23 protein-coding genes are annotated in these 23,525 nt (G+C 71.3%); 9 read left to right on the top strand and 14 right to left on the bottom strand.

What is annotated here, in order from left to right:
- Nucleotides 1–304 precede the first annotated feature (304 nt).
- The 7 genes from JK361_RS08185 to JK361_RS08155 form a co-directional block, all read right to left on the bottom strand.
- Nucleotides 305–742: a cupin domain-containing protein gene (locus tag JK361_RS08185; protein ID WP_201814961.1), complete on the bottom strand. Its 438-nt coding sequence runs from the start codon at nt 740–742 to the stop codon at nt 305–307.
- Nucleotides 743–1,191: 449 nt separating this feature from the next.
- Entirely contained in the window at nt 1,192–1,659 is a 468-nt protein-coding gene (locus tag JK361_RS08180; protein WP_201814960.1) for an SHOCT domain-containing protein, read from the bottom strand.
- A 201-nt stretch (nt 1,660–1,860) separates the two neighbouring features.
- Nucleotides 1,861–2,523 (bottom strand): HdeD family acid-resistance protein, encoded by a 663-nt coding sequence (locus tag JK361_RS08175; RefSeq protein WP_201814959.1) that lies wholly within the window; start codon nt 2,521–2,523, stop codon nt 1,861–1,863.
- 193 nt (nt 2,524–2,716) lie between these two features.
- Entirely contained in the window at nt 2,717–2,914 is a 198-nt protein-coding gene (locus tag JK361_RS08170) for a DUF8691 family protein (protein ID WP_201814958.1), read from the bottom strand.
- 173 nt (nt 2,915–3,087) lie between these two features.
- Nucleotides 3,088–5,778: a winged helix-turn-helix domain-containing protein gene (locus JK361_RS08165; RefSeq protein ID WP_201814957.1), complete on the bottom strand. Its 2,691-nt coding sequence runs from the start codon at nt 5,776–5,778 to the stop codon at nt 3,088–3,090.
- A gap of 55 nt (nt 5,779–5,833) precedes the next feature.
- Nucleotides 5,834–6,586, bottom strand: coding sequence for an ABC transporter ATP-binding protein (locus JK361_RS08160; protein ID WP_201814956.1), 753 nt, complete (start codon nt 6,584–6,586; stop codon nt 5,834–5,836).
- The gene (locus JK361_RS08155) at nt 6,583–7,665 is read right to left on the bottom strand and encodes an ABC transporter permease (protein ID WP_201814955.1); all 1,083 of its coding nucleotides are present in this window, start codon (nt 7,663–7,665) and stop codon (nt 6,583–6,585) included. Before JK361_RS08155 ends, JK361_RS08160 begins: the two co-directional genes overlap by 4 nt.
- 172 nt (nt 7,666–7,837) lie before the next feature.
- On the opposite strand from JK361_RS08155, the gene JK361_RS08150 reads away from it, so the two are divergent.
- Together JK361_RS08150 and JK361_RS08145 are read left to right on the top strand one after the other, a co-directional pair.
- Nucleotides 7,838–9,226, top strand: coding sequence for a sensor histidine kinase (locus JK361_RS08150; protein ID WP_201814954.1), 1,389 nt, complete (start codon nt 7,838–7,840; stop codon nt 9,224–9,226).
- Complete coding sequence (locus JK361_RS08145; protein WP_201814953.1) at nt 9,223–9,858, top strand: response regulator; 636 nt, start codon at nt 9,223–9,225, stop codon at nt 9,856–9,858. The genes JK361_RS08150 and JK361_RS08145 overlap by 4 nt, the downstream gene beginning before the upstream one ends.
- Before the next feature lie 46 nt (nt 9,859–9,904).
- Here JK361_RS08145 and JK361_RS08140 read toward each other — a convergent pair whose 3' ends face one another.
- Together JK361_RS08140 and JK361_RS08135 are read right to left on the bottom strand one after the other, a co-directional pair.
- Nucleotides 9,905–10,693 carry a hypothetical protein gene (locus JK361_RS08140; RefSeq protein WP_201814952.1) on the bottom strand — a complete coding sequence of 263 codons (789 nt, stop codon included), beginning with the start codon at nt 10,691–10,693 and terminating at the stop codon, nt 9,905–9,907.
- A 156-nt stretch (nt 10,694–10,849) separates the two neighbouring features.
- Complete coding sequence (locus JK361_RS08135) at nt 10,850–12,919, bottom strand: SpoIIE family protein phosphatase (RefSeq protein ID WP_201814951.1); 2,070 nt, start codon at nt 12,917–12,919, stop codon at nt 10,850–10,852.
- 179 nt (nt 12,920–13,098) lie between these two features.
- Between JK361_RS08135 and JK361_RS08130 the strand changes: the two genes are divergently transcribed.
- The 5 genes from JK361_RS08130 to JK361_RS08110 all read left to right on the top strand — a co-directional run bounded on the left by JK361_RS08130 (nt 13,099) and on the right by JK361_RS08110 (nt 16,810).
- Complete coding sequence (locus JK361_RS08130; protein WP_236052538.1) at nt 13,099–13,362, top strand: hypothetical protein; 264 nt, start codon at nt 13,099–13,101, stop codon at nt 13,360–13,362.
- Between the two features lie 4 nt (nt 13,363–13,366).
- Nucleotides 13,367–13,954: a GNAT family N-acetyltransferase gene (locus JK361_RS08125; protein WP_201814950.1), complete on the top strand. Its 588-nt coding sequence runs from the start codon at nt 13,367–13,369 to the stop codon at nt 13,952–13,954.
- Between the two features lie 56 nt (nt 13,955–14,010).
- Nucleotides 14,011–14,556, top strand: a complete 546-nt coding sequence (locus JK361_RS08120) for a hypothetical protein (RefSeq protein WP_201814949.1) — start codon at nt 14,011–14,013, stop codon at nt 14,554–14,556.
- 168 nt (nt 14,557–14,724) lie between these two features.
- Entirely contained in the window at nt 14,725–15,717 is a 993-nt protein-coding gene (locus JK361_RS08115; protein WP_201814948.1) for a beta-propeller domain-containing protein, read from the top strand.
- A 355-nt stretch (nt 15,718–16,072) separates the two neighbouring features.
- A complete protein-coding gene (locus JK361_RS08110) occupies nt 16,073–16,810 on the top strand; it encodes a flavodoxin family protein (protein WP_201814947.1) in 738 nt (245 codons plus the stop codon).
- Nucleotides 16,811–16,826: 16 nt separating this feature from the next.
- Here the strand turns inward: JK361_RS08110 and JK361_RS08105 are convergent, their stop codons facing one another.
- The 3 genes from JK361_RS08105 to JK361_RS08095 all read right to left on the bottom strand — a co-directional run bounded on the left by JK361_RS08105 (nt 16,827) and on the right by JK361_RS08095 (nt 19,499).
- Nucleotides 16,827–17,648 (bottom strand): sterol desaturase family protein, encoded by an 822-nt coding sequence (locus tag JK361_RS08105; protein ID WP_307787214.1) that lies wholly within the window; start codon nt 17,646–17,648, stop codon nt 16,827–16,829.
- A 13-nt stretch (nt 17,649–17,661) separates the two neighbouring features.
- Entirely contained in the window at nt 17,662–18,372 is a 711-nt protein-coding gene (locus JK361_RS08100) for a FadR/GntR family transcriptional regulator (RefSeq protein WP_201814946.1), read from the bottom strand.
- A gap of 212 nt (nt 18,373–18,584) precedes the next feature.
- Nucleotides 18,585–19,499 (bottom strand): MBL fold metallo-hydrolase, encoded by a 915-nt coding sequence (locus tag JK361_RS08095; protein WP_201814945.1) that lies wholly within the window; start codon nt 19,497–19,499, stop codon nt 18,585–18,587.
- Between the two features lie 177 nt (nt 19,500–19,676).
- Here JK361_RS08095 and JK361_RS08090 point away from each other — a divergent pair, with 177 nt between their 5' ends.
- Nucleotides 19,677–20,240 carry a TetR/AcrR family transcriptional regulator gene (locus JK361_RS08090; RefSeq protein WP_201814944.1) on the top strand — a complete coding sequence of 188 codons (564 nt, stop codon included), beginning with the start codon at nt 19,677–19,679 and terminating at the stop codon, nt 20,238–20,240.
- Between the two features lie 85 nt (nt 20,241–20,325).
- Here the strand turns inward: JK361_RS08090 and JK361_RS08085 are convergent, their stop codons facing one another.
- Complete coding sequence (locus tag JK361_RS08085; protein WP_201814943.1) at nt 20,326–20,535, bottom strand: hypothetical protein; 210 nt, start codon at nt 20,533–20,535, stop codon at nt 20,326–20,328.
- Between the two features lie 258 nt (nt 20,536–20,793).
- On the opposite strand from JK361_RS08085, the gene JK361_RS08080 reads away from it, so the two are divergent.
- Nucleotides 20,794–22,389, top strand: a complete 1,596-nt coding sequence (locus tag JK361_RS08080; protein ID WP_236052536.1) for a pentapeptide repeat-containing protein — start codon at nt 20,794–20,796, stop codon at nt 22,387–22,389.
- 66 nt (nt 22,390–22,455) lie between these two features.
- Here the strand turns inward: JK361_RS08080 and JK361_RS08075 are convergent, their stop codons facing one another.
- Nucleotides 22,456–23,514, bottom strand: coding sequence for a hypothetical protein (locus JK361_RS08075; protein WP_201814942.1), 1,059 nt, complete (start codon nt 23,512–23,514; stop codon nt 22,456–22,458).
- Nucleotides 23,515–23,525: the final 11 nt, after the last annotated feature.

Raw genomic sequence — 23,525 nt, 5'->3', positions numbered from 1 at the left:
CTCGGCGGGCAGCCCACTGAGGGCGACCGCTGAGCCCCGCCCGCGGCCGCGGAGGGGCGGTCGCCGCCCGGGGTCCCGCAACCGCTCTCGGACACACCTGCGGTCGGCCGATGCGGCAGGCGGCCCTCCGCGGCGGCTATCGCCAGGGCTCGCCCGTGGAGGGGTCCAGGCCCGCCTCCCAACGGCGCTTCCGCTCACGCCGGTTGACGAAGCAACGCTCTTCGGGAAGGACGACACTGACCGTCTCCTCCTGGAATTGATCGTCCGTGAGGAGGCTTGACGGACGGGGTGCGCGCCTGCGCCGTCAGGTGGGGCGGGGGGCCCGGCGGTCCTTGCGCCGCTCCAGTTCCTCGTCGTCGACGAGGGTCAGCATGGGCTGATCCGGCGCGCACATCATCGTCACCAGGAAGCGGCTCCAGGAGTCCGTCCGGTTGTTTCCGTCCTGGTAGTGGATGACGTCCCCACCCGGCTCCCAGAACGTCTCCCCGGCCTTGATCACGCGCTCCGGCTCGCCTTCGAGTTCGAAGAGCATCTCCCCTTCCAGCATGTAGCCGAATGCGGGACCGGAGTGCCGGTGTGGAGGGGTGCCCGGGTCGCCCGGCGGGAACTCGACGATCACGGTCATCGCCTCGGCCCCCTCCGGGATGGACAGCGGCTTCGCCATCTGGAGCAGGGTCAGTGCCGTCTTCCACGCTTCGGAACGCGGCTGCTGCCCGGCGCTCGTCGGCTCATTGCTCGACATGGATGCCTCCATGGATGCCTGGCGGTCTACGGAGCCGCCCGGACCGGACAGGGCGGACCGGGCGTGGCCGACGGCTGTGCCGGCCGATGTCACGGAGGAGGAGAGGACTTTCCCGCTCCTGGGTGCGCCCGGCCGGCCTGGCGACGCGTAGTGGCCGGATGCCCTGGGCGGTCGACTGGCTTCTTCGCGCCCTGGCCGCGGTCTCGGTCGTCGTGCTGCCGGGGCGCGGCATCGGGGAGGCGTCCCAGGCCCTCCCGGTCGGGGTGCCATGGACGGTGCAGGAGGAGTCGGACCCGTCTATCGCCCGAGCAGGACGGCCGCCCCAGGCCCTGGCGGGGCCTGGGGCGGCCGTCGTGGTGCCGTTTCTCCTCCCCCTCGGTGGCATGGCGCCGCTTCTCCTCTCCCCCGGTGGCATGTTGCCGTTTCGTCTCTCCTTGGGTGGGAGGCTGTCAGCTCGGGGAGGCGGACGGGGTGGCTCCCGCTGCTTCGGACGGGCTGCGGCCGGCCAGGACCAGTTCCTTCGCCCGGGTGAACTCCTCGTTCGTGATGTCGCCGCGGGAGCGCATCTCGGACAGCTTGGCGAGTTCGTCGACACTGCTGGTGCCGGCGCCGCCCAGGGCGGTCTGGCGGATGTAGCTGTCGACTGCCTGCTGTTGGGCACGGGCGTGTTCCATCTCCCGCTTCCCCATGCCCTTGCCGCGGGCGATCAGGTACACGAACACGCCCAGGAACGGCAGGATGCAGACGAATATCGTCCAGCCGGCCTTTCCCCAGCCGCCCAGGTCGTCGTCTCGGAAGATGTCGACGATGACCCGGAAGAGCAGGATGAACCACATGATCCACAGGAACAGGACCAGCATGGACCAGAAGAAGCCCAGCACCGGATAGTCATACGCGAGGTTGGTCTGCGCGCTCATGGATTCCTCCGTCCCGGCTGAGAGCCCGGAAGTCGTTCTGGACCGTACTCAGCGTGCGCCGGGCAGGAGCCCGGCCGCCTCACCCTAAGCGGGTGAACAGGGCTCGCCGGGTCGGTCCGGCGGGGCGGTGCGCCGCCCTACCGCCGGCCGGCCCGGACGCTCGCGGCGGCGAGGACCGCGGTCGGCGCTCCGAGCGGCGTTTCAGGGATGTGCGCCGCGGGCGTTCGCACCCGTGAGGCCCGACCTGCGGAGTGCGGCTCGCCAGGCGAGGGCGAGCGCGGCCTCGGCGAGGCCGAGCAGGACGAGCCACAGGCCCAGCAGCCGGGTCAGTACGCGGGCCGACTCAGCCGGCAGGGCGAGTACGACGATCGCCGCGACGATGCCGACCACCGCGCTGCCGGCCACGAAGCCGCGATGCGGCAGGCCACGGACCGCGATCGCCGTGTAGAGGGTGAGGATGCCGGAGGCGAGCCAGACGATACCCACGATGAGCGACAGGGCGGTGATGGTCTGCAGCGGGTGGCGCAGGCACAGCACACCGGCCAGTACGAACAGCACGGCGGCGAGGAGTACCGGCAGCCGGTCCCCCTGGGCTTGCCTGCCGAAGACCGCGACGAACCGGAACGCCCCTGCCACCAGCAGGTACAGGCCGATGACGACGGCCACCACGTGCAGGGTCGCGTCCGGCCAGACGAGGACCAGGATGCCGGCCACGAGGGTGGTCACGGCCGATCCCAGGATCCACGTCCAGGAGCCGCCGAGCTTCGCCAGCACGTCCGACGGTTCGGTGGCGGCCATGGAGGGGGCCCCGCCGGGATCCTGCTCCGCTCCGGCATACGCCCCGTGATCACGAGACTCGGTCATGGCTCCTCCTCGCGTGATGGGAGGGTTCGTATCCGGACGGCCCGGCGGGGCCCGTGTGGGGACCTCACCGGACCAGCGTCCCGCCGGCCCGTCGCTGTCCGCGTCACCCTGTGCGGGTGATCCGGGGCCGGGTGCCGGGCCGGGCGGTCCGGCGGGGGCCGAGGAAGAGGCGGCCGGCGGATCGGCGGGCGGGTCACTCCGGCATCTGCCGCATTTCGAGTACGTGCAGGCCCAACGACTGGCAGCGGGCCAGCAGACCGAACAGCTGCGCCTCGTCGACGACCGGCCCGAACAAGACGGTCTGCCCGGACATCACCACGTGGTCGAGTTCAGGGAACGCCTTGGCCAGCGTCTCTGTCATCTGTCCGTCGACGCGGATCTCATAGCGCATGAGGTGCTCTCCCCCACGTGCCTCGGAAAAGGCGTACCACTCGCTGTAAGGGTGATCCTGTGCCCTTCGCACACCGCTCGGCTTCACCCCCAGGAGGGGATACCGGCTCCGATACCGCGCCTCGCCGCGCATGGCCGTCGGAAGCCGCGGTCACGACCGCCTCCATGTCAACGTCACAGCAGCCCGAGTTCGCGGGCACGACGCACCGCGTCATGACGCCGGTTCACGGCCAGTTTCCGGTAGGCACTCTTGATGTGCGTCTTGACCGTGTTGACCGACACGTACAGGTCCGCGGCGATCTCCTCGGTCGACATCATCTGGGCCAGTCGTCGCAGCACGTCGCGTTCGCGTCCGCTGAGTTCCCGCACCACCGGCAGCGGCGGCCGCTCCCGGACCGGCTCCGGGTGACCGGATGACGGTGATCCGGGTACGAGCCACCCCTCGGCCAGTCCGCGCAGCGGGACCGTGCGCAGCAGTGTCCGCAGCCACGGTCCGGATTCGAGGAAGGGGCGCCGCAGCCGCTCGCGCCGGGCTTCCTCGAGGGCCCGGGCCACGAGCCTGCGCTGGGTGGCGAGGTCCCCCACTTCGCCCGCCACCTGCGCCCGGGCCAATGCGGTCCCCACGGTGATCGCGGGTCCGACCTGGCTCTGTGGCCGCACTCGCTCCAGCAGTTCGATCGCGGCGCCGGTCCTGCCCGCGGCCAGCTCCGCCCGCACGGCTCCCGCCAGACACACTGGCTCGCCGTCGGGCTCCTCCTCGAGCAGTTTGACGGCCATCTCCGGCCGGCCCTCGGCGAGGTGAGCGGCGGCGGCCACCGCTGTCGTGTGGGCTTCGGCCCACGGGGACGCCACGTCGGCCACGACGGCACGGTCCGCCGCCTCCAGGGCGGCCCGCGCGTCGCCCCTGGCCAGCAGGACACGGCCGCTCACCAGGACGTGGACGGCTCGCGCGACCGGATCCAGGAGCGGGTGCCCGGCGTCCACCGCGGCGTCCAGAAGTGTCTCGGCCCGGTCCAGTTCGTTGCGGTCCACGGCCACCGCGGCAAGGACGAGCGAGGCCAGCCCCGGACCGGGTACCGGCGGCGGATCGCAGCGGTCGGCCGCGGCGACCACGGCCGCTGCCTTGCGCTCGGCTCTTCCCGCCCAGCCGTTCAGGTAGTCGATCAGGGCCAGGTGGCCCATGCACTCCTCGCGCAGATGTGCCGTAGGTGCCGCGCGGCCGGAGTCGGCCACCGTGGTCAGGGCCGCTCGCGCGTCCCTGAAGCGGCCCGCCCAGAGCCGGGCGGAGCCGAGGTGGGTGACCAGGAGAGCCATCAGCTCGGGATGGTCTTCCAGAAGCCGGCCGGGCACCTCGCTCCGCAGCTGCTCGGCGGTCCGGGCGGCCGCCTCCGCCCGCCCTGGGGAGCCGGTCAGTCGTGCGGCCAGGGTCTCCAGGAGGGCGCAGCTCAGCCGGGCCGCGGCCGGGCCGGGTCCGTCGTCCGCGGACGGTCCGTTCTGCCGTGCCAGGGCGTCTTCGGCCCGTTCCAGGCAGCTGAGGCCGCGCTCGAGGTCGCACCGGGACAGGTGCTGGGCCGCGCGGACGAGGTCCGTGGCGGGACTCGTGGGCTCCGGCCCCATGGGTGAGAACAGCTCCGACAGCGCGTCGGAGCGGAGGCCGGTGAAGATCTCGCCGATGGCGAGGTCGTCTACGAGGGCGTCGGCGGCGGCTTCCCAGTCTCCGGCCGCGACCGCGTGGCCGAGTGTCTCGTCGAGGGTTCCCGAGCGTCGTAGCCAGTGCGCCGCACGGCGGTGGAGTTCGGGTTCCAGACGGGGGCAGCACACTCTGAGGTGGGCGCGCAGGATCTCCGCGAACAGCGGGTGGAACCGGAACCAGCCGTGCCCGAGGTACTCGACGAACGCGTTCTCGCGGTGCAGCTCGGTCAGGATGAGTCCGGCGTCGGTACGCCCGGTGAGGGCGTCGGCGAGGTCCGGGCGGAAGCGTTCCAGGATGCTGGTCCGCAGCAGCAGATCCTGCGTCCTGGGGCTCTGCCGCTTCAGCACCTCGGCGATCAGGTAGTCGGCGATCGTGGTGCGGTCGGCCTCGAACCCCTTCAGATACTCACGCGGATCCGTCTGTCCCTGGGCGGCCAGGGCGCACAGCCGTAGTCCGGCCGCCCAGCCCTGGGTGCGCTTCACCAGGGCGCCGACGTCGTCGGCCTGCAGTTGCAGTCCGTGCAGGGTCAGTAGTTCGGCTGCCTCGCGGGGGGTGAAGGCCAGCTCGGCGTTCTTGATCTCCGTGATCGCGCCGGCCGCCCGGTAGCGGTGCAGCGGCAGCAGCGGCTCGGTGCGGGTGACGAGGACCAGGCACATGCCGCGGCCCGCCTGCTGAAGCACGAAGTCCAGTTGATCCGCGATCTCCGGGTCGGTCGCCTGGTCGTAGTCGTCGATCGCCACGACGACCGGTGCGTCCCTGGCGCTCAGCTCTCCGGCGAGGCGTGTCAAAAGCGCGTCGTCCACGCGGCCGGGCCCGGCGGGGGTGCCGATGTCACCGGTCAGTGGCACGTCGGCCAGGCGCAGTGCCTGGAGGAGGTAGGCCCAGAAGGTTCCGCATCCTTTGCCCGCCAGCCGGGCGGTGAGCCAGGCGACCGGCCTTTCCTGTGCCGCGGCCCAGTCGGCGACCAGGAGCGTCTTGCCCGCCCCTGCGGCTCCGTCGACCACGGTCAGCGGCGTCGCGAGGGCCTCACCGAGGTGTTTGTGCAGTCTCTCGCGGCGCAGGAAGGTCGGGGGGCGCGCCGGTATGACGAACTGCGTCCGGAGGAGCGGATTCCCTCGGGGGTCCGCGTGCGGGGTGGGTGGCTCCGGTCCGTTCTCGTCCAGTACGGCCATGGTTTTCACCGCCACTGATGTCGTCAGGTCCCGAGCGTCACGTCTTTGCTCCCGTTCATAGCGTTCCCTGTCGCGGCGGCGGATCACACGGGTCGTTCGTCCCATTCGTCCCATGGGTGCCGTCGGGGCCCGTCGGTGTCGACACCGCGAGGCGCCCGTCGTGGATCTCGGCGATCTGGTCGACGGCGGCGAGATGGGCTCGGTCATGGGTGACGAGGACGGTGGCGGTGCCCTGTCGGCGGGTGAGGCGGGTGATCAGGTCCACGACGGCGGCGCCGCGCTCATGGTCGAGTGCGCTGGTGGGCTCGTCGACCAGGAGGACGGTCGGATCGTTCATCAGCGCGCGGGCGATGTTGACGCGCTGGCGCTGGCCGCCGGAGAGCTGGTGGGGGCGGCGGTGCGCGAAGCCCGCCAGGCCGACGGCGTCGAGCAGCTCAAGGGCCCGGCCGCGCGCCTCGGCCGGCGGACGGCCGGCGATGTGTGCCAGGACCTGGAGTTGTTCGGCGGCGGTCAGGGAGGGCAGCAGGTTGGGTTGCTGGAAGACGATGCCGATCTTGTGGCGGCGCAACTCGGTCAGCTCGCCGCGGGACAGGCCGGTGGTGCGGATGCCGTCGACGGCCACGGTGCCGGCGTCGGGGCTGATGAGGGTGGCGGCTACGGCGAGCAGGCTGGACTTGCCGGAGCCGGAAGGTCCGACGACCGCGGTCAGGGTGCCTCGGGGGACGTCCAGGCCGACGTGGTCGAGGGCGGTCAGACGGGAGTCGCCGTCGGGATAGGTGAGGGTGATACCGGTCAGGGTCAGGCTCATCGGGCGCTCCCCAGGGCGGTCAGCGGGTCGACGGAGGTGATGCGGCGGATGGCCAGGGCGGCCCCGAGCACGCCGAGCAGGACCATCACCGCTGCCGATACGAGGACGGTGGCGGGGTCCAGGACGAAGGGCACGGCGGAGCCGGCCACGGCGGCACCGATGCCGGCGGCGATGCCGGTGCCGGTCAGCGTCCCGCAGACGAGCAGGACGGCGGCCTGACCGAGCGCGTCCTTCAGCAGCCCCGCCGTGGACGCGCCCAGCGCCTTCAGCACGGCGACGTCGCCGCTGCGCTGGATGGTCCACACGGTGAAAAAGGCCCCGACGACCAGCGCGGAGATGACGAAAAGGAATCCGCGCATCAACTGAAGGGAGCCGTTTTCGGAGGTGTAGGAGCCGATCGCGGAGAGCGAGTCGTCCTTGGAGACCGTCCTCGTGCCCGCGGCCCGGTCGGCGGCCTTCACGTCGGTGCCGGCGGCCGCGCGCAGGGCGATCACGGTCGCGGAGGGCCGGCCGCCGGTGGGCGGTGCGGTCCGCTGCCAGACTCCGAGGTCGGTCCAGACGACCGGGGTGTGGCTGAAGTGGGCGTCGCCGCGGACGGCACCGACGGTGAGCCGCTGCCCGGCGACGACGAAGGCGTCCCCGTGCTCCAGGCCCAGCTCGTCGGCGGCCGTGGCGGTCAGCACCGCGGTGTGGTCGTCGAGCATGCCCCCGTCCGGCGCGAGGAAGGAGCCGGACCGTACCCCGAAGACGCTGACCCCGGCGCTCCTGGCTCCCGCGGTGGCCCTGGTGGTGGTGATCCCCAGTGGCTCGGCGGCGGTGACGCCCGGCGTCCCGGCCCACTGCTGCCACTGCCTCTCGGTGACGGTGGAATCGGCGTATGCCAGAGCCTGCCCGCCGCCGGGTGCGCCGAAGGCGATCCTGTCGGCGGGCAGGGACGTGATCGCGGAGGTGTTCTGCCGTGCCAGGCCCGCGGTCAGGCCGGACAACAGCCCGACCAGCAGGGTGATCAGTACGATGACGGTCCCCATCAGGGCGAAGCGCCCCTTGGCGAACCTCAGGTCTCTCCAGGCGACGAACACGGCCTCGGTCCTGCCCTTTCCTGCGGTGGAAGCGGTATGCCTCCACCGTCGCCGCAAGCCCGCCGCACGGGCATCCGGCCCAGGACGGCATTCCGGAGGTCGAAAGGCGGCACACGAGTTGTAACTTTCGGCAGAGGCGTAAGCCCCCGGCCTTCCTTAGCCTGTGAGGACCGTGAACACCACCGCCCTCACCCCGACCCCGACCACCCGGGCCCTGGCCTGGTGCCTCCACCTGCTGGTCGTCGCCCTGCTCGCCCTGGCCTCGGTCCGCGCCGTTGCCGACAGCCGGCCGTACTCGGGGCTCATCGTCGCCGTGGCGGTGCTCTGCGCGCTGGTCTACGCGGTGGGGCCGCTCCTGCCCCGCGTCCGCGGGTCGCGCCGGGCCGCCGCACTGTGGCTGGCCGCCGTGGGCGTGGTCTGGCTGGCGCTGCTGGCCCTGTCCGCCGACGGCGTCTGGGTCGCCTTTCCGCTCTACTTCCTCCAGCTGCACCTGCTGTCCCGACGCGCCGGCCTCGTCACGGTGGCGGCCACCGCGATCGCGGCCATCACAGGCTTCGCGGCCCACCAGGACGTCTTCAGCCCGGCCATGGCCATCGGCCCCGCGCTGGGCGCCGCCGTGGCCGTCGCCGTGGTGCGGGGTTATCAGGCCCTGTACCGGGAGAGCGAGCATCGTCGCCGGCTGATCGAGGAGCTCACCGCGACCCGTGCCGAGCTGGCCGACGCCCAGCACACCGCCGGTGTCCTGGCGGAACGCGAACGCCTGGCCCGCGAGATCCACGACACCCTCGCCCAAGGCCTGACCAGCATCCAGCTGCTGCTCCGGGCGGCCGAACGCGTTCTTCCCGACGGGCCCGAGGCCGCCGCCCGGCACGTGGAGCAGGCCCGCCAGACCGCGGTGGACAACCTCGCCGAGGCCCGCCGTTTCGTCGCCGCCCTCGCGCCGCCCGCCCTGGACGGCGCCACACTGGCGGACGCGCTGCGACGCCTGTGCGCCACCACCGGTGCCCGCCACCGGCTCATCGTGCGCTTCCACCTCACCGGCACCCCGGCACCGCTGTCGACCGCGCACGAAGTCGCACTCCTGCGCATAGCCCAGTCCGCCCTCGCCAACACCGTCCGGCACGCACGGGCCACCAGCGCGGACATCACCCTGGACTACACGGATGGCCGGATCGCCCTCGACGTCGTCGACGACGGCACGGGGTTCGACGCCGACGGACTGCCCGACACCAACACCGAGACCGACCGCGGCTCCAGCCCCTACCTGGACCCCGACCTCGGCCCCGACCCCGACCTCGGCCCCAGCTCCGACCCCGGCCCCGGCCCCGACCTCGGCCCCAGCTCCGGCCCCGGCCCCAGATCGGGCCCCGGCTCCGGCTATGGCCCCGACTCCGACTCCGGCTCCGAAGGCGGCGGGTTCGGTCTGACCACCATGCGCGCACGCGCCCACGCCCTGGGCGGCACCCTGACCGTCGCGTCCGTCCCGGGGCACGGCACCAGCGTGACCGCCCGGCTGCCCCTGACCCCGTCCGCCGAGACCGAGCCCGAGGCCTGCCTGTGACCGCCACTCCCATCCGCCTTCTCCTGGCCGACGATCACCCGGTCGTCCGGGCCGGTCTGCGCGCCGTGCTGGAGACCGAACCCGGTCTCACCGTGGTGGCCGAGGCCGCCACCGCCGAGGACGCCGTGGCCCGGGCCGCCGCCGGCGACGTCGATGTCGTCCTCATGGACCTCCAGTTCGGCAAGGGCATGGGCGGGGCCGAGGCCACCGCCGCCATCACCGCCCGGCCCGGCGGTCCCCGGGTGCTGATCGTCACCACCTACGACTCCGACGCCGACACCCTGCCCGCCATCGAAGCCGGGGCCACCGGCTACCTGCTCAAGGACGCACCGCCCGAGGAACTGGCCGCCGCCGTCCGCACCGCCGCGGCCGGCCGCACCGCCCTGGCCCCCACGGTCGCCGCACGGCTCATGAACCGGCTGCGCGCGCCCGGCACCGCACTGACCACTCGTGAGACCGAGGTCCTCGCCCTGGTCGCCGAGGGCCTGTCCAACCAGGCGATCGGCGTGCGCCTCCATCTCACGGAGGGAACGGTGAAATCGCACCTCGCCCGCGTCTACACCAAACTCGACGTCGACTCACGCACGGCCGCCGTGGCCGCAGCCACCGGCCTCGGCCTCATCCGCCGCTGATCCGGTATCGAGTGTTGCGGACGGGGGCGGCGGCGAGCCCGGGGCGTCAGCCCTTGAGCTTGGACGGGTCCATGACCTCACCGGCCGGCGGGGCCGTGACGGTCACGGGCTCGTTGAACGCCGAGAAGTCGAACGAGCCGGGCTCCTTGCCGCCCTTGGCGGACATCCTGAGCGCGTAGGGCTCTCCTTCGGCCGCTATGAGGAGGGTCTGCGTCTCGGCGCCGTCCTTCCCCGTGAGCGTCACGGCGGGCGTGCCGTTGACCTCGGTGTCCGCGCCCCTGGTGAGGCGGGTTTCCTCCTTGTCCTTCTCGAACATCGCGCCGATGTCACAGAAGGGGAACTGGTCGTCCGCCTGCCCGTCGCCCGCCGGCATCTTGAGCCAACGTCCCTTGAGCAACTCCGTCAGGGCGTTCGTCTCCTCGGCCGACGAGCCCTGCTCACCGCCCATCTGCTGCCAGAACTTGTCGTCACCCTTCATATAGGTTTGGCCGCCGGCCTGACGGACATCGGCGGACGCACCCCTGGAGGTGAAGGTGCCCTGGCAGTCGCCCTTCCTGGCGACGGAGAAGTCGAAGGTCATCTGCTTGCCGTCGACGGTCATCCCGCCCTTGACCTTGAACGAGTCGAGCTTCGTCATGGCCACTCGGGCCTTTTCGGAGATCTGAGCCGCGGTCAGTCCCTTGAACGGATCCGCCGGCTTGGCGGGCGACGGAGTGGCGGAGGCAGCGGTGCCCGCGCCCTTGTCCTCGGCCTTCTTGTCGTCTCCGCACGCGGTGAGCGTCGTCACGGCCGTCACGCAAAGTACGGCCGTCGCCAAAAGAGTGCGCTTGGTCACCTTAATTACCCCTTAAACAATCCTGTTCGCTGGTCCGACTCCACAGCGACACAAAGGGATGCGGTGTCCGGCATGTGATCCGTCTCACTCCACGACGCGGCCCTCGTCCGCGGTCCAGGGCCGGCCCGTCCAGGTCTGCTCAGCGGCAGGCCTCGCTCACGTCGGTTCCAGTGCCTGCTCGGTCCAGATGGTCTTCGCTTCGGCCGAGTAACGGGCTCCCCATGCCTCGGCCAACTGCGCGACGATGAACAGCCCCCGCCCGCCCTCGTCGGTGGTGCGGGCGTGCCTGAGGTGTGGCGCGCTGGCGCCCGCGTCGCTCACCTCGCAGGTCAGGGTGCGGTCCAGGATCAGGCGCAACTCCAGCGGCGGGCTGCCGTAACGGACCGCGTTCGTGACCAGCTCGCTGACAATGAGTTCGGCGTTGAACGCCGTCTCCGCCGCCACTCTCCAGCCGGAGAGCTTGTCGACGGTGAAGCCCCGGGCCGATGCGGCGGCGGTGAGTACGTTGTCGAGCGGGCACGTGGCGACCCGGTCGGCCGGAAAGGCACGGGTGCGAGCCAGGAGCAGGACGGCGCCGCCGGCCACGGCGTCGGGCGGGAGAGCGCAGAGGATGTCGTCGCACAGCTCATGAAGCATCACGTCGGCGAGTGAAGGGCCTTTGCGCAGAAGGCTGGTGGTGTTCGTCAGCTGGGCGGTCAGTGCGGCGGTGGCGGGAAAGGCGACCACGCTGCCGCTCGGGATGCGGATCTCGGTCGCGGCGAAAGGGGCATCGTCCGGGCTGCCGAGCCGGGGCCCGGAAGGGATCTCGGGCTGGTCGACCGTACCGTCCGGGTGGGCGATGACCGGGCCGGGGTGGCCGGCGCGGGCGATGGTGCAGACCGTCGTCAAAGGGTCGTACACGGCGTAGACGCATCCGGCGGTGAGCGTCCGGCTGCCCGTCGCGGACGATCCCCGCTCCGTCAACAGGAATTTCACGGTGTCGTTGAGGCGCGCGAGCAGGTCGGCGGGCTCCAGGCCGAGGGCGGCCAAGGTGTGGATCACCGTACGCAGCTGGCCCATGGCCGCCGTGGCGTGGATGCCTCCCCCGGAGACCGCCCCCGCCACCAGAGCCGTCCGCGCGCCGGACAGGGGGATGGTGTCGTACCACGCGCTCTCGTCCTCGCCGGGGCGTGCCATTCCCTCCACTTCCAGTGCCGTCTGGGAAGCGACGTGCAGAGGAGGCATGTGGCGGAGCACGGTGGCGGCGACCGAGTGGGCTCGTGCGTAGCGACGGGCGTTGTCGATGCACAGCGCCGCGTGCCGGGCGAAGTCACGGGCCAGGAGGACGTCGTTGTCGTCGTAGGGGCTGCCCTGAGCGGTGCGGTACAGGCTGACCAGCCCCACCACCGCATCCCGCACCGTCAAGGGGACCGCCAGGAGAGTGCGGACGTCCGACGCGCGGATGGCCCGCGCGCGATCCGGGTCGGCGTCCAGCCAGGCGGCCTCCGAAGCGATGGAGACGGTCACGGGGCGTCGCTCCCCCAGAGCCAGGCTGTAGGGGCTGGGGAACGGCAGGATGCCCACGTGCCCCAGCGGATGGGCCTGGGGCTGGTCCTCCCCCGCGGCGCTCCGGAAGGCGGCCCGGCGCAGTGTGAGGCGGCTGAGGTTCGGCGTCGGCGGCGGCTCGTCCCCCGCGATGACCGCGTCCACCAATTCCACGACCGCGACATCGGCGAAGGCCGGCACGAGCGCGTCGGCCAGTTCTTGGCATGTCGCCACCATGTCCAGCGTGCCCCCCACGCGCTCCCGCACCTTGTCCAGTACGGCGAGCCGGGCCTGGGCCCTCTCCCGTTCGGTCACGTCCACGACGGTGATGCTCAGGCCGAGCACCGCACCGCCACGATCCAGCAGACGGAATGCGGACACCTCGTACAAACGCTCCTGACCGCCGTGAGCGGGCGGCCGTGCTCGTACGATCCGCTCGCGCACGGGCACGCCGGTTTCGAGTACCTGCCGTGCGAGGGCCTCGGCGGCGGCCCCGTCGACCACATGGTGCGAGGCCGGAAACCTGCGCCCCACGACCTCTTCCTCGCGCATGCCCTGCATGGCGGGCGTGGCGGTGTTGATGCGTACGACGCGCAGCTCGCTGTCCAGCACGGCCAGCCCGACCGGTGCCTGGGTGAACAATGCGTCCAATGTCGCGGTCCCGGCGTCACCGGTGCCAGCGGTTTCGTCGGTGTCGACCACCGAGTCGCCTCCTTCGCGCTCCGAAGGACAGTGCTCTTCCGGTCTACTCCGGCACCGGGTACCTGGCCACCGCAGAGCTTCACGGCGCCGGGCGGATTCGACCGGAAGCGCAATCGACGAACGAGTGAAACGACGGTCCGCTCAAGAAGGCGCCGCGGGTCAAGAGCGCTCTGTCCGAGATGCTCGGGGTGGCCGGCGAGGTGCGTCTGCACCGCATGATCAGGCGCGGCGGCGTCTACGGGCCGCCCCTGCCCGACGGGGTCCTGGAGGACGACGGCGCGGACCGCGGCCTGATGTTCGCGTTCGTCGGCGCGCACCCTGGCCGCCGGTTCGAGTTCGTACAGTCGGAACGGATCAACGACGGGGTGTTCTTCGGCGGCGGCCCCCGGCGCTCCGCCTCCGCGAAATTCCAGCCGTCCGCCCCACCCCCTGTTGTTCAATGACCGAATGACACAGGAGACCCCCACGCCCACCCTCACCCCGCCCATACGCGGCCGCGGCCTGCGGCTCCGTCGGTGGAACCCTGCCGACGAGGCCGATGTCGAAACGTTCCTCCGGGGCTGCTCCGACCCGGAGTTCCTGCGCTGGAACACTCCGCTGCGTCCCGTCACGGATCTGACGGCCGCCCGCGCCACCCTGCACGGCAAGGCCGAGGCTGCCGACGCCGGGACCGGCGCGTCGTTCTGCGTGGAGGACGCCGACAGCGGCACACCGCTGGGACACGTCGGCATCGCCCGGATCGACCGCGCGATGCGGTCGGCCTCCATCGGCTACTGGGTACTGCCCGAGGCACGCGGCCAGGGTGTCGCCACCCGCGCCCTGACGCTGACCGCCCGCTGGGTGTTCAGCGGACTGCGCCTGCACCGCCTGGAACTCGACCACGCCGTCGGTCACGAGGCGTCGTGCAAGGTCGCCGAGCGGTGCGGTTTCCGCTACGAGGGGACGCTGCGCGGCGCGATGTGGGAGGAGGGCCGCCGGGACGCCTTCCGCGACTGTCATCTGCACGCCCGCCTCGCGACCGACCTGGAACCGTAGCGGGCCCGGGCGGCGGCTGCGTCTATGATCTCCGACCTGGTCGAGGAGGGGCTCACATGACGTTTCAGGAACATGTGGAACGGGTCGCCCGCGAGGTCGTCGGGGGATTCCCGGCGGACAGCGGGATCCACGCGGTGACGTTCCGCATCGACAGCGTCGATCAGGATCCGCGGTTTCCGTACCTGGCGATCGGCTACACGACCGAGGCCGACGCCACGCTGTCGGCGCGGCAGACGCCGGACGCCTGGGAGGCGCGCTGGAGTTACGCGTTCTTCCCGGAGACGGGGCTCGAAGGGGTGAGGATCGTCGGGCGTGATCCCGACGGCGCGCGGTCGCACCGGCGGGAGGCCGAGTCCCGGGGGCTCTGGTACGAGGACGACGACGAGCCGGACGGTCGCGACGAACGGCTGGTCGAGTGGTTCTACGAGGTGTGCGTCGCGACGGCCGGACACCTCCACGAGAGCGGCCGGATCGTGGAGGTGCTGGGACGGCCGGTCCCGGTGGTCCTCTACGACATGTTCGACCCGGACACGATGTTCGAGCTGACCTCGAGCGCCAATCCTGCGGAGCTGGTCGCCGACTTCATGGCCGGGACACCCTGATCCGGGATCACCGCGGGTCCGCACCGCACCGCGTGTGACAGCGGCGTACGGAACACGTCACAGAGCTCGTACGGCCGGGTTCCGCCGCTTCCCCGGAGCCCCTCCGGGTGGGATGTTTACCCGCCGGAGCGGCCCGCAGCGGGCCGCGGGCAGGAATCGGGGGGCACCTTGACACACCGACACCACCGCACCGGCGACGGCGGAACCGCCGGGCGGGCGCGAAGAAGCGGCAGGACCGGCGCAGGCGGCACGACACGGCGCCGCCGGGCGGCGATCATCGCCGGCGCGCTCGCCATGGCCGCGCCGCTGACGCTCGACACCGCGGGGAACGCGGGAGCGGCGACGGACCATCCGATCGTCTTCGCCCGCTACACCGCGGCGGCGCCCGTCGAAGACCTCTACGCGATCTCCGCCGGCGGCGGCACGCCCGTCAAGCTCACGCACACCGCCACCGTCAGCGACGTGATGCCCAGCTGGTCGCCGGACGGCAAGCGGGTGGCCTTCGTCCGCTACGGATCAGGTGGCGCCATCGACGGCATCTGGACGATGAAGACCTCGGGGGGCGACCTGAAGGCCGTCCCCGGCACCAAGGGCGCCTCCGACCCCGCGTGGTCCCCCGACGGCAAGCGGATCGCCTACGCCAAGCCGGTCGGCACCCAGCGCGAGATCTACGTGGCCGACATCGACGGCACCCCCGCCACCCGGCTCACCCACACCGCGGCGGACGACCTCCATCCGACGTGGTCCCCGGACGGCAAGTACCTGGCGTTCAACCGCGCGGACGCGAGCGGACACAGCAGGGTGATGCGGATCCTGCTGTCCACCCTGGCCCAGACGGCGGTCACCGGTTCGGGCTCCCACGACTGGACGCCCGACTGGTCGCACGGCAACCGGATCGTCTTCAGCCGCGTGGACTCCACGGGCTTCGCCCACCTCTACGTCGTCCGTCCCGACGGCACCGGGGTGCACCGCATCACCTCGGCCCGCTACAACGACAAGTACCCCTCGTGGTCCCCGGACGGCCGCCGTCTGGTCTTCACCCGGGGCGGTGGCGACGACGCGGACCCCGAGCACCTCTACCTGGTCCGCGCGGACGGCACCGGACTGACGAAGCTCACCAAGACCGACTCCCACGACATGGAGGCGGACTGGCGCCCCTGATGTACCCCTCGGCGTGAACGCCCCGGACGGCCTTGAACCGCCGCGAGTTCAAGGCCACTCCGGGCCGGCGGATCGCGGACGCCGGCGAATCCTGGAGGCCGGCGAATCCTGGAGGCCGGCGGATCCTGGAGGCCGGCGGATCGTGGACGCCGACGGTTCCTGGAGGCCGGCGGCACGGACGCTCGTTCCGGCGATGCCGAAGCGATGGGCTCCGCCGCAGGGGGACGGTGACCGGCGACGGCCGCCGTCCCAGCCATTCGGAGGTGCCGTGATGGCGCCTGCCACGGCCGGCCCGCACGCTGGATACGGACGCGCCGCCGCCCACCAGGTGCCGGCAAGGCTCTGGGAGGATCGTGTGACCGCTTCGTCGCCCGCCGCGGACGCCCCGCCCGCTCAGTACGACGACCTGCGAGCCCTGGTGATCAACTGCACCCTCAAGCGCTCGCCGGAGACGAGCAACACACAGGGACTGATCGACCGGAGCACCGCCATCATGGACGCGCAGGGGGTGCGCGTCGAGGTCGTACGGGCGGTGGACCACGACATCGCGACCGGCGTATGGCCCGACATGAGGGAGCACGGCTGGGAGACGGACGCGTGGCCGGACCTGTACCGGCAGGTCATGGCGGCCGACATCCTGGTGCTGGCCGGTCCCATCTGGCTGGGTGACAACAGCTCCGTGACGAAGCGGGTGATCGAGCGGCTGTACGCCTGCTCCAGCCTGCTCAACGACGCCGGTCAGTACGCCTACTACGGCCGGGTCGGCGGCTGTCTCGTCACCGGCAACGAGGACGGGGTGAAGCACTGTGCCATGAACGTCCTCTACAGCCTGCAGCACCTGGGCTACACCATCCCTCCCCAGGCGGACGCCGGGTGGATCGGCGAGGCGGGGCCCGGCCCGTCGTACCTCGATCCCGGATCGGGCGGGCCGGAGAACGACTTCACCAACCGCAACACCACCTTCATGACCTGGAACCTGCTGCACCTGGCCCGGGCGTTGAAGGACCTGGGCGGCATTCCCGCGTACGGCAACCAGCGCACCGCCTGGGACGCCGGCTGCCGCCACGACTACGAGAACCCGGAGCACCGCTAGCGCCTCGTCCCGCGTGTCAGCCCTGCGTCCGGGGCGTCCAGCCGGGCGGCCCGAACAGGTATCCGGCGCGGTCGCGCCAGCGTCGTGCCGCGCGGACGTCGTGCCAGGCCGCGGCGAACTCGTGGAACGCCACCCGCAGCGGGTTGTACGTGTCGATGTTCTTGGTCAGGCCGTACCGCACGCGCTCGCCCTCGGGTTCGAACGTGCCGAAGAGCCGGTCCCAGACGATGAGGATGCCGCCGTAGTTGCGGTCCAGGTAGACGTCGTTGGAACCGTGGTGGACGCGGTGGTGGGAGGGGGTGTTGAAGACCCACTCCACCGGCCGCCACAGCTTGTCCACGCGTTCGGTGTGCAGGAAGAACTGGTAGACGAGGCTGACGGCCTGCTGGAGCAGGATCATCCACGGCGGGACGCCGAGCAGTGCGAGCGGCAGCCAGAAGGGCAGGCCGGTCATGGGCGTCCAGCTCTGGCGCAGGGCGGTGGAGAGGTTGAAGCGCACGCTGGAGTGGTGGACCACGTGGCTCGCCCAGAGCACCCGCACCCGGTGGTGGGCCCGGTGGAAGGCGTAGTAGGCGAGGTCGTCGGCGAAGAACAGCAGCACCCAGGTCCAGCCGGAGGCCGGAGAGAGGTGCCAGGGGGCGGCGGTGAAGAGGACCGCGTACAGAAGGATCGTCGCGGCCTTCCACGGCACCGCGACGACCTGGCTGCCGGCACCCATCGACATGCTGGTCACGGTGTCGCGCAGTTCGTAGCCGCGTTCGTCGTCGTCCGGGAGGAAGCGGTAGGACAGCGCCTCGACGACGACCAGGAGCACGAACGCCGGTATCGCGTAGACCACGGCCGGGATCATCTCAGCGCACCGCCTTCGGGACCGCGGGCACGCTGCGGGACAGCAGTTCGCGACCGAGCCGCTCGGCCGCCTCTGCCTCGTGTGCCTCGATGTGTGCCGCGAGCCGCAGGTGGGCCTCGACGTCGAGGAGTTCGGCGGTGCGCAGGTCGTTCGGCACGTCGGCGACCGGGAGCGTACCGCCCACCAGGCTGTTGAAGGCCAGCAGGTAGGCGAGGTTCCCGGAACCCTCCACGATCAGCCGCCACCAGGCGACGTCCGCCTCGCCGAGTGCGGCGAGGTCGGGGCCGCTGCGGGCGTACCGGTCGGCGGCCTGGACGATCTGTGCGGCGGTGGAGTCGGAGCGCCGCAGCGCGCACAGGCGGGCCGCGTCGGCGCCGATGCACGCCCGCATCTCCAGAGCGTCCCGGGTCAGGTCCTGCACCGACGGGCCACCGTCGGCGGCGGCGATCCCCACGGCGAGGTCGAGACCGGCGGTGTGCCGCCAGTCCAGGACGAGGGTGCGCCCACCGTGGCTGACCTCGACCAGCCTGGCCTGCTGGAGCCGTTTGACGGCCTCCCGGACGGCGTGCCGGTTCACCCCGAACTCGGCGGCCAGGTCGCGTTCGGCGGTGAGGGCGGAGCCGGGCGGCAGCGCGCCCCCGAGGATCCTGTCGCGCAACAGGGCGAAGAGCTGGTCGGAGACCGCCTCTCGCCGGACGGGTCGCTGAGTCATGACGCAGAGGGTGGACGACGGCGACCCACTGGTCAACTGGTTGGACCAGATTGATGGGAGCGACCTCCGGAGTGCGGTCCGGGCCGTCGGCCCGGGCCGCACCGCACACGTGCGTCGCTCAGGGAGTGACGGGAACAACGCGCCGAACACTCGCCGCGCCGTGGATCAGGTGCGGGGCCCTGCCCTCCGCGGACCCAAGGGGACGCGCCGGATCAGCACGCGTCGGCGGGGACGGGTACGAGCCGGTAGGCGCCCTCGTGGGAGACGACTCGGCCCGCCGTGGGCGGTGCGAAGTGGGTGCCCAGGACGAGGGCCTCCGTGCCGGCCAGCGAGTCGAGCAGCGCCCGGCGCGAAGCCTCGGACCGTTCGGGGTCGATGTCGACACAGGCGCCGATGCCGGGGTGGGCGAACTGCACGGGGTGGTGCACGCAGTCGCCGGTGATCACGGCGGTCCGGCCGCGGCTGGTGAGGGCGACGGCGACATGGCCGGGGGTGTGACCGGGAGTGGGGAGCAGGCGCAGCCCCGGGACGATGTCGACGCCCCCGGCGGGGACGTCGACGAGGTCGAGCAGTCCCGCCTCCTCCACCGGGATCACGGAGTCCCGGAACATCTGCTCGCGCGCTTCCTCCAAGTCGTATCCGGCCCAGAACTGCCGCTCGGCTCGGGAGGTGACGTAGCGGGCGTTGGGGAAGGTGGGCACCCATTCGCCGTCCGCTTCACGGGTGTTCCAGCCGACGTGGTCGGCGTGCAGGTGGGTGAGGATCACCAGGTCGACCGAGTCCGGGGGGAATCCGGCGGCGGTGAGGCGCTGGAGGAAGCCGGTGTTCAGGTCGTGCCAGGCGGGATTGGCCCGCTCCTTGCCGTTTCCGATGCCGGTGTCCACCAGGATGCGCAGGCCGCCCAGGGTGAACGCGAAGCTGTGGCTGTCGATGTGCAGGACGCCGTCGTCATCGGCGAAGCAGGGACGCAGCCATTCCTGCTCCGCGACGACGTCGGGGGTGGCATCCGGCAGCAGCCACGGTCCGGTGGCGGCGGGCAAAGGGATCTCGTCGACGCGGTGTACGGCGACGTCACCCACGTTCCAGACGGGAATCGCGGTCGGGTCGACGGCCGGGGCGGTACCCATGCTCGGTTCGGCTCCTCTGGTCTTCGGGATGCGGCGTTCCTGACACCAAACGCAAACTCTTTGCCTTAGGCAGCCTAGTTCCTCCAGTCACCTAACGCAATCAGTTAGCTTTAAGCGCGCCGATTCTCCTCAGTCGCGGCCCGCTTGACGCAACGACTTGGCTTTAAGGTGGGTGATATGAGCAGGCAGATGGTGCGACCCGGTGGGCGCAGCGCCCGGGTCCAGGCATCGGTGCACGCCGCCGTCCGGGAGCTGGTCTCCGAGCTGGGTCGCGACGCCCTGACGGTGCCGCTGGTCGCCCAGCGCGCGGGCGTGACACCGTCGACGATCTACCGTCGCTGGGGCGACCTCCGGGAACTCCTGTCGGACGTCGCGGTCGAGCGTCTACGGCCCGACACCGCACCGGGGGACCACGGCGCCCTGTCGTCCGATCTGACGGCCTGGGCCGAACAGTTCCTCGACGAGATGTCCTCCCCCACCGGCCGCGCCCACATCCGCGACGCTCTGCTCGGCGACCCGGACGGCGGCAACGCCGGCCGGTGCTCCGCGTACGCCGCCGGGCAGATCGACGTCATCCTCACCCGCGCGACCGAACGCGGGGAGAACACTTCCGACGTCGAGACGGTCGTCGACCACGTCGTCGCCCCCCTGATGTACCGCATCCTCTTCCGCCCGGACGGGCTGGACGCCGCCTACGCGCGCCGGCTCGTGGAAGGAGTACTGGGCCCGGCCGGCCGTTGAGCGGCGCACACCTCCGGCGCCGTGCCCCCATCGGGCCGGCCGGCCCGATGGGGGCACGGCTCACCGGCACGCCCCGGGGAGGCGGTCACGGCTGCCAGGCACCCGGTCCACCACCACGCCATTCCACCCAGCTCGCGCTCGCCACCTCACCCGGTTCCACGTCGGGCAGGCCGGCCGCGCGCAGGAACTCGGCGATGTCGAGCAGCGTGTACGCCATACCCAGGAACCGCTCATCAAGACGTACACGCCGCCCGCCGTCCTCGGCGGGCTCGTACACGACGACACGCACTGTCATGCCACCAGCGTTGCCGAACAGCCGCGCGTGCGCGCGCCGTGAGGGCTGTGCGTGTGCGGCCTCGGGGAACAAGGGACAGCCGTCGGCGCCAAGCGCTTGATCTTGCTTGGGCTTGGGGAACATCGGTACAGCGGTGGCGCGACAGTTCCCCGCGGAGCGCGGGGACGACGATGAAGCGCGGGGTGTGGTGCTTCGTCGCGGTACTTCTGCCGCTGGCCTGAGTGCAACCACCCGATCAACCATGCTGTCCCAGGAGACATGACTTCTCTCTGGCCGCCGCCTTGGTCGCACTGCGACGTAACGACGCCGGACCCGTGCTCCGGCACGCCGATCGGCGCTCACACGAAGTGCCTGGCCCACCTCGTACCCGCCGACCGCGCCGCCTACCTGGCCGGCCTCGCCCCCGGCGCCGACATCAACGTCCGGGGAACTCGCATCACCGCCCCCCTCCTGCGCCAACTTCTTGCTGCGGTTCGCGTTGCCGGGCGCCCCCGTTTAGGCGAAGTCGACTTCAGCCACGTCGACTTCCCTGACGGTGCAGACTTCATCAAAGTGGACTTCACCGGAAGCGACGCAAATTTCTATCTGGCCTCCTTCACGGGCTTTGCCTGCTTCAACGACTCCCATTTCACCCGCGGCGGCGTCAACTTCCACGACACGACGTTCTCCGATGCCGCGTTCAACGGCATGGTGGTCAACGGGACTGCCACTTTCGTAGGCTCCCGATTCAGCGGCGACGCTCGGATCGAGCACGTGACCTGTCGGCAGGTGCTGGCCCTTTCAAACGCGAAGTTCGCAGGTCCGACACGGATCGATGCAGCCGCGGAGCGCGTGATGTGCCACCGGACACGGTGGGATGCGACCGCCTCGCTTGCCCTGCGGTACGCGTATCTCGACCTCACCGGCGCCATCATCACCCAGCCCTTCGCCGTCTCGGTCAGCCCGTTCGCCCGCCCTGCGGAAACTGCCTGGTTCAGGGGAAGCAGTCCGGACGTCCGTGTCGTATCCCTGGCAAGTACCGACGCAACACACGTGCTCCTGACTGACATGGACCTGACGGACTGCCATTTCACTGGTGCGGCACATCTGGACTTGTTGCGTTTGGAAGGGAGCACACGATTCGCCTGTCCGCCGGCCGGCGTCCACTGGAGGTGGGGGGTTCCACGACGATGGACTCGTCGTCGCGTACTTGCCGAGGAACATGCCTGGCGCGCCCTCCAGGAGCCGCCCGCGAACCTGGCGGCTCCCACCGCCCGCGAGTGGAAGCCGGGTCCCCACCACACCACGCACCCTGCGCGCACGCCCAACCCGGACGACCTGGCGCCCCTGTATCGGGTGTTGCGCAAGGGATCGGAGGATGCGAAGAACGAGCCGGACGCGGCCGACTTCTACTACGGCGAAATGGAGATGCGTCGCAAAGACCCCGCACGTCCCCTCGGCGAACGGATACTGCTCACCCTGTACTGGGCGCTGTCCGGCTACGCGCTCCGGGCCGTGCGCGCCCTGTCCTGGCTCATCCTGGCCATGACCCTCAGCTTCTTCGCCCTCATGCTGTGGGGCCTGCCCAATGCCGATCCCAAGCCCGAAATCACCGGCAAACAGACTGCCGTCGGCCAAAATGTCCGGCTCACCGTCGACAACCCCGACCCGACGCTCACCATCGGTTACGGCGACCGCATCACCGGGAAACGCGCCGAGAAGGCCCAACGCGTGCTCATCAACAGCGTCGTCTTCCGCTCCAGCGGCCAGAACTTCACCACCGCCGGAACCTACATTGAAATGGGCTCGCGCATCGCTGAACCCGTCCTCCTCGGCTTCGCCCTCTTTGCCCTGCGTGGCCGCATCAAGCGATGACGTGCTGAGGTACTCATCCACGGCCATCCGATCCACTCCCCCGCCTCTCGGGCGGCCGCGGTCCGGTCAGGGAGGGAACGGGTCGCCGTCGCCGAAGACGGTGCCGGGAGTTCCGGCGGCGGGCGGGGCGCCGCGGGCCGCGGCGAGTGCGGCCCGACGCAGCTTGCCGTGGTCGGGGCCGAGCCACCTGGCCAGTTGCAGATTGGTCGCCGATTCGCCCTCCAGGACGCCCAGCAGCAGATGGGCGTCGCTCACCACGGGCGCCCCGTCTCGTGCGGCCTGACCGCGGGCGTGTTGCACGTCGGCGCGCTCAGCCCAGTCGAACGGGTGGAACGGGCCGAACTCCGTGGTGGTCAGGTAGCGCTGGAGCATGTGGCGAACGGTGTCGGCGAGTGCCGGGCGGACGGAGTCGAAGCACGCCGCGGTCCTGCCGTACGGGATGGACAACAGGGCGAGCAGCAGATCAGGCGTGACGAAGGCCCGTCGCGAGGTGCGGCAGACCTCCCTGGCGGTGTCGAGTGCCTGGCGCAGCGGCTCCGCCAGCGGGATCAACGGCGCGGCGGCAGTGTGCACCGCCGCGACGAGGGCCCGGAAGGAGGTGTCGAGCCGCTCGAGCCGGGTGAGGACGACGCGGGGGAACAGCGGGCTGCCGAGGGTGGCCGCCGCTTCCGTCACCTCGGCGCGCATGTGGGTGAAGAGACGCTCGACCAGGTGATCGAACGCCATCGGAAAGGTGTCCGGGTCCTGGCCGGCCCGTTCGGCCGCTTGGCGCCAGACCAGCACGGCGCCGGTGCGCTCGGTGTCCGGGGCCCCCGGCTCTCCGCCCGTGCCGGCGTGAGCCGCCGCCACGGACGGATCCGGTGCGCGCAGCGGTGCGAACAGGGGCATGTCCTCGGGCTCGACCTCTTCCATGAGCCGCTGTAGCAGGCCGAGGACGTGGTCCGCCTCCTCCCGGGTGGCGCCCTCCTCCCGTAGGTCGCCCACCGCACGTTCCAGAGCCGCACGGCAGGCCTTTTCCAGGGCACGCCGCTCCGCCGGGCCGAGCACGACTCTGCCGATCCGGGCCCCGACCGGTCCGAGGAGCGCCCGGGCCAGCGCTCCGGCCACCGGCGTGACGAGTTCCAATGCCTGCTCCT

The organism is Streptomyces musisoli (assembly GCF_016741855.1).
Lineage (GTDB): Bacteria > Actinomycetota > Actinomycetes > Streptomycetales > Streptomycetaceae > Streptomyces > Streptomyces musisoli.
Note: the sequence above shows the minus strand (reverse complement) of the source record. Positions and strands in the feature narration are given on the sequence as shown.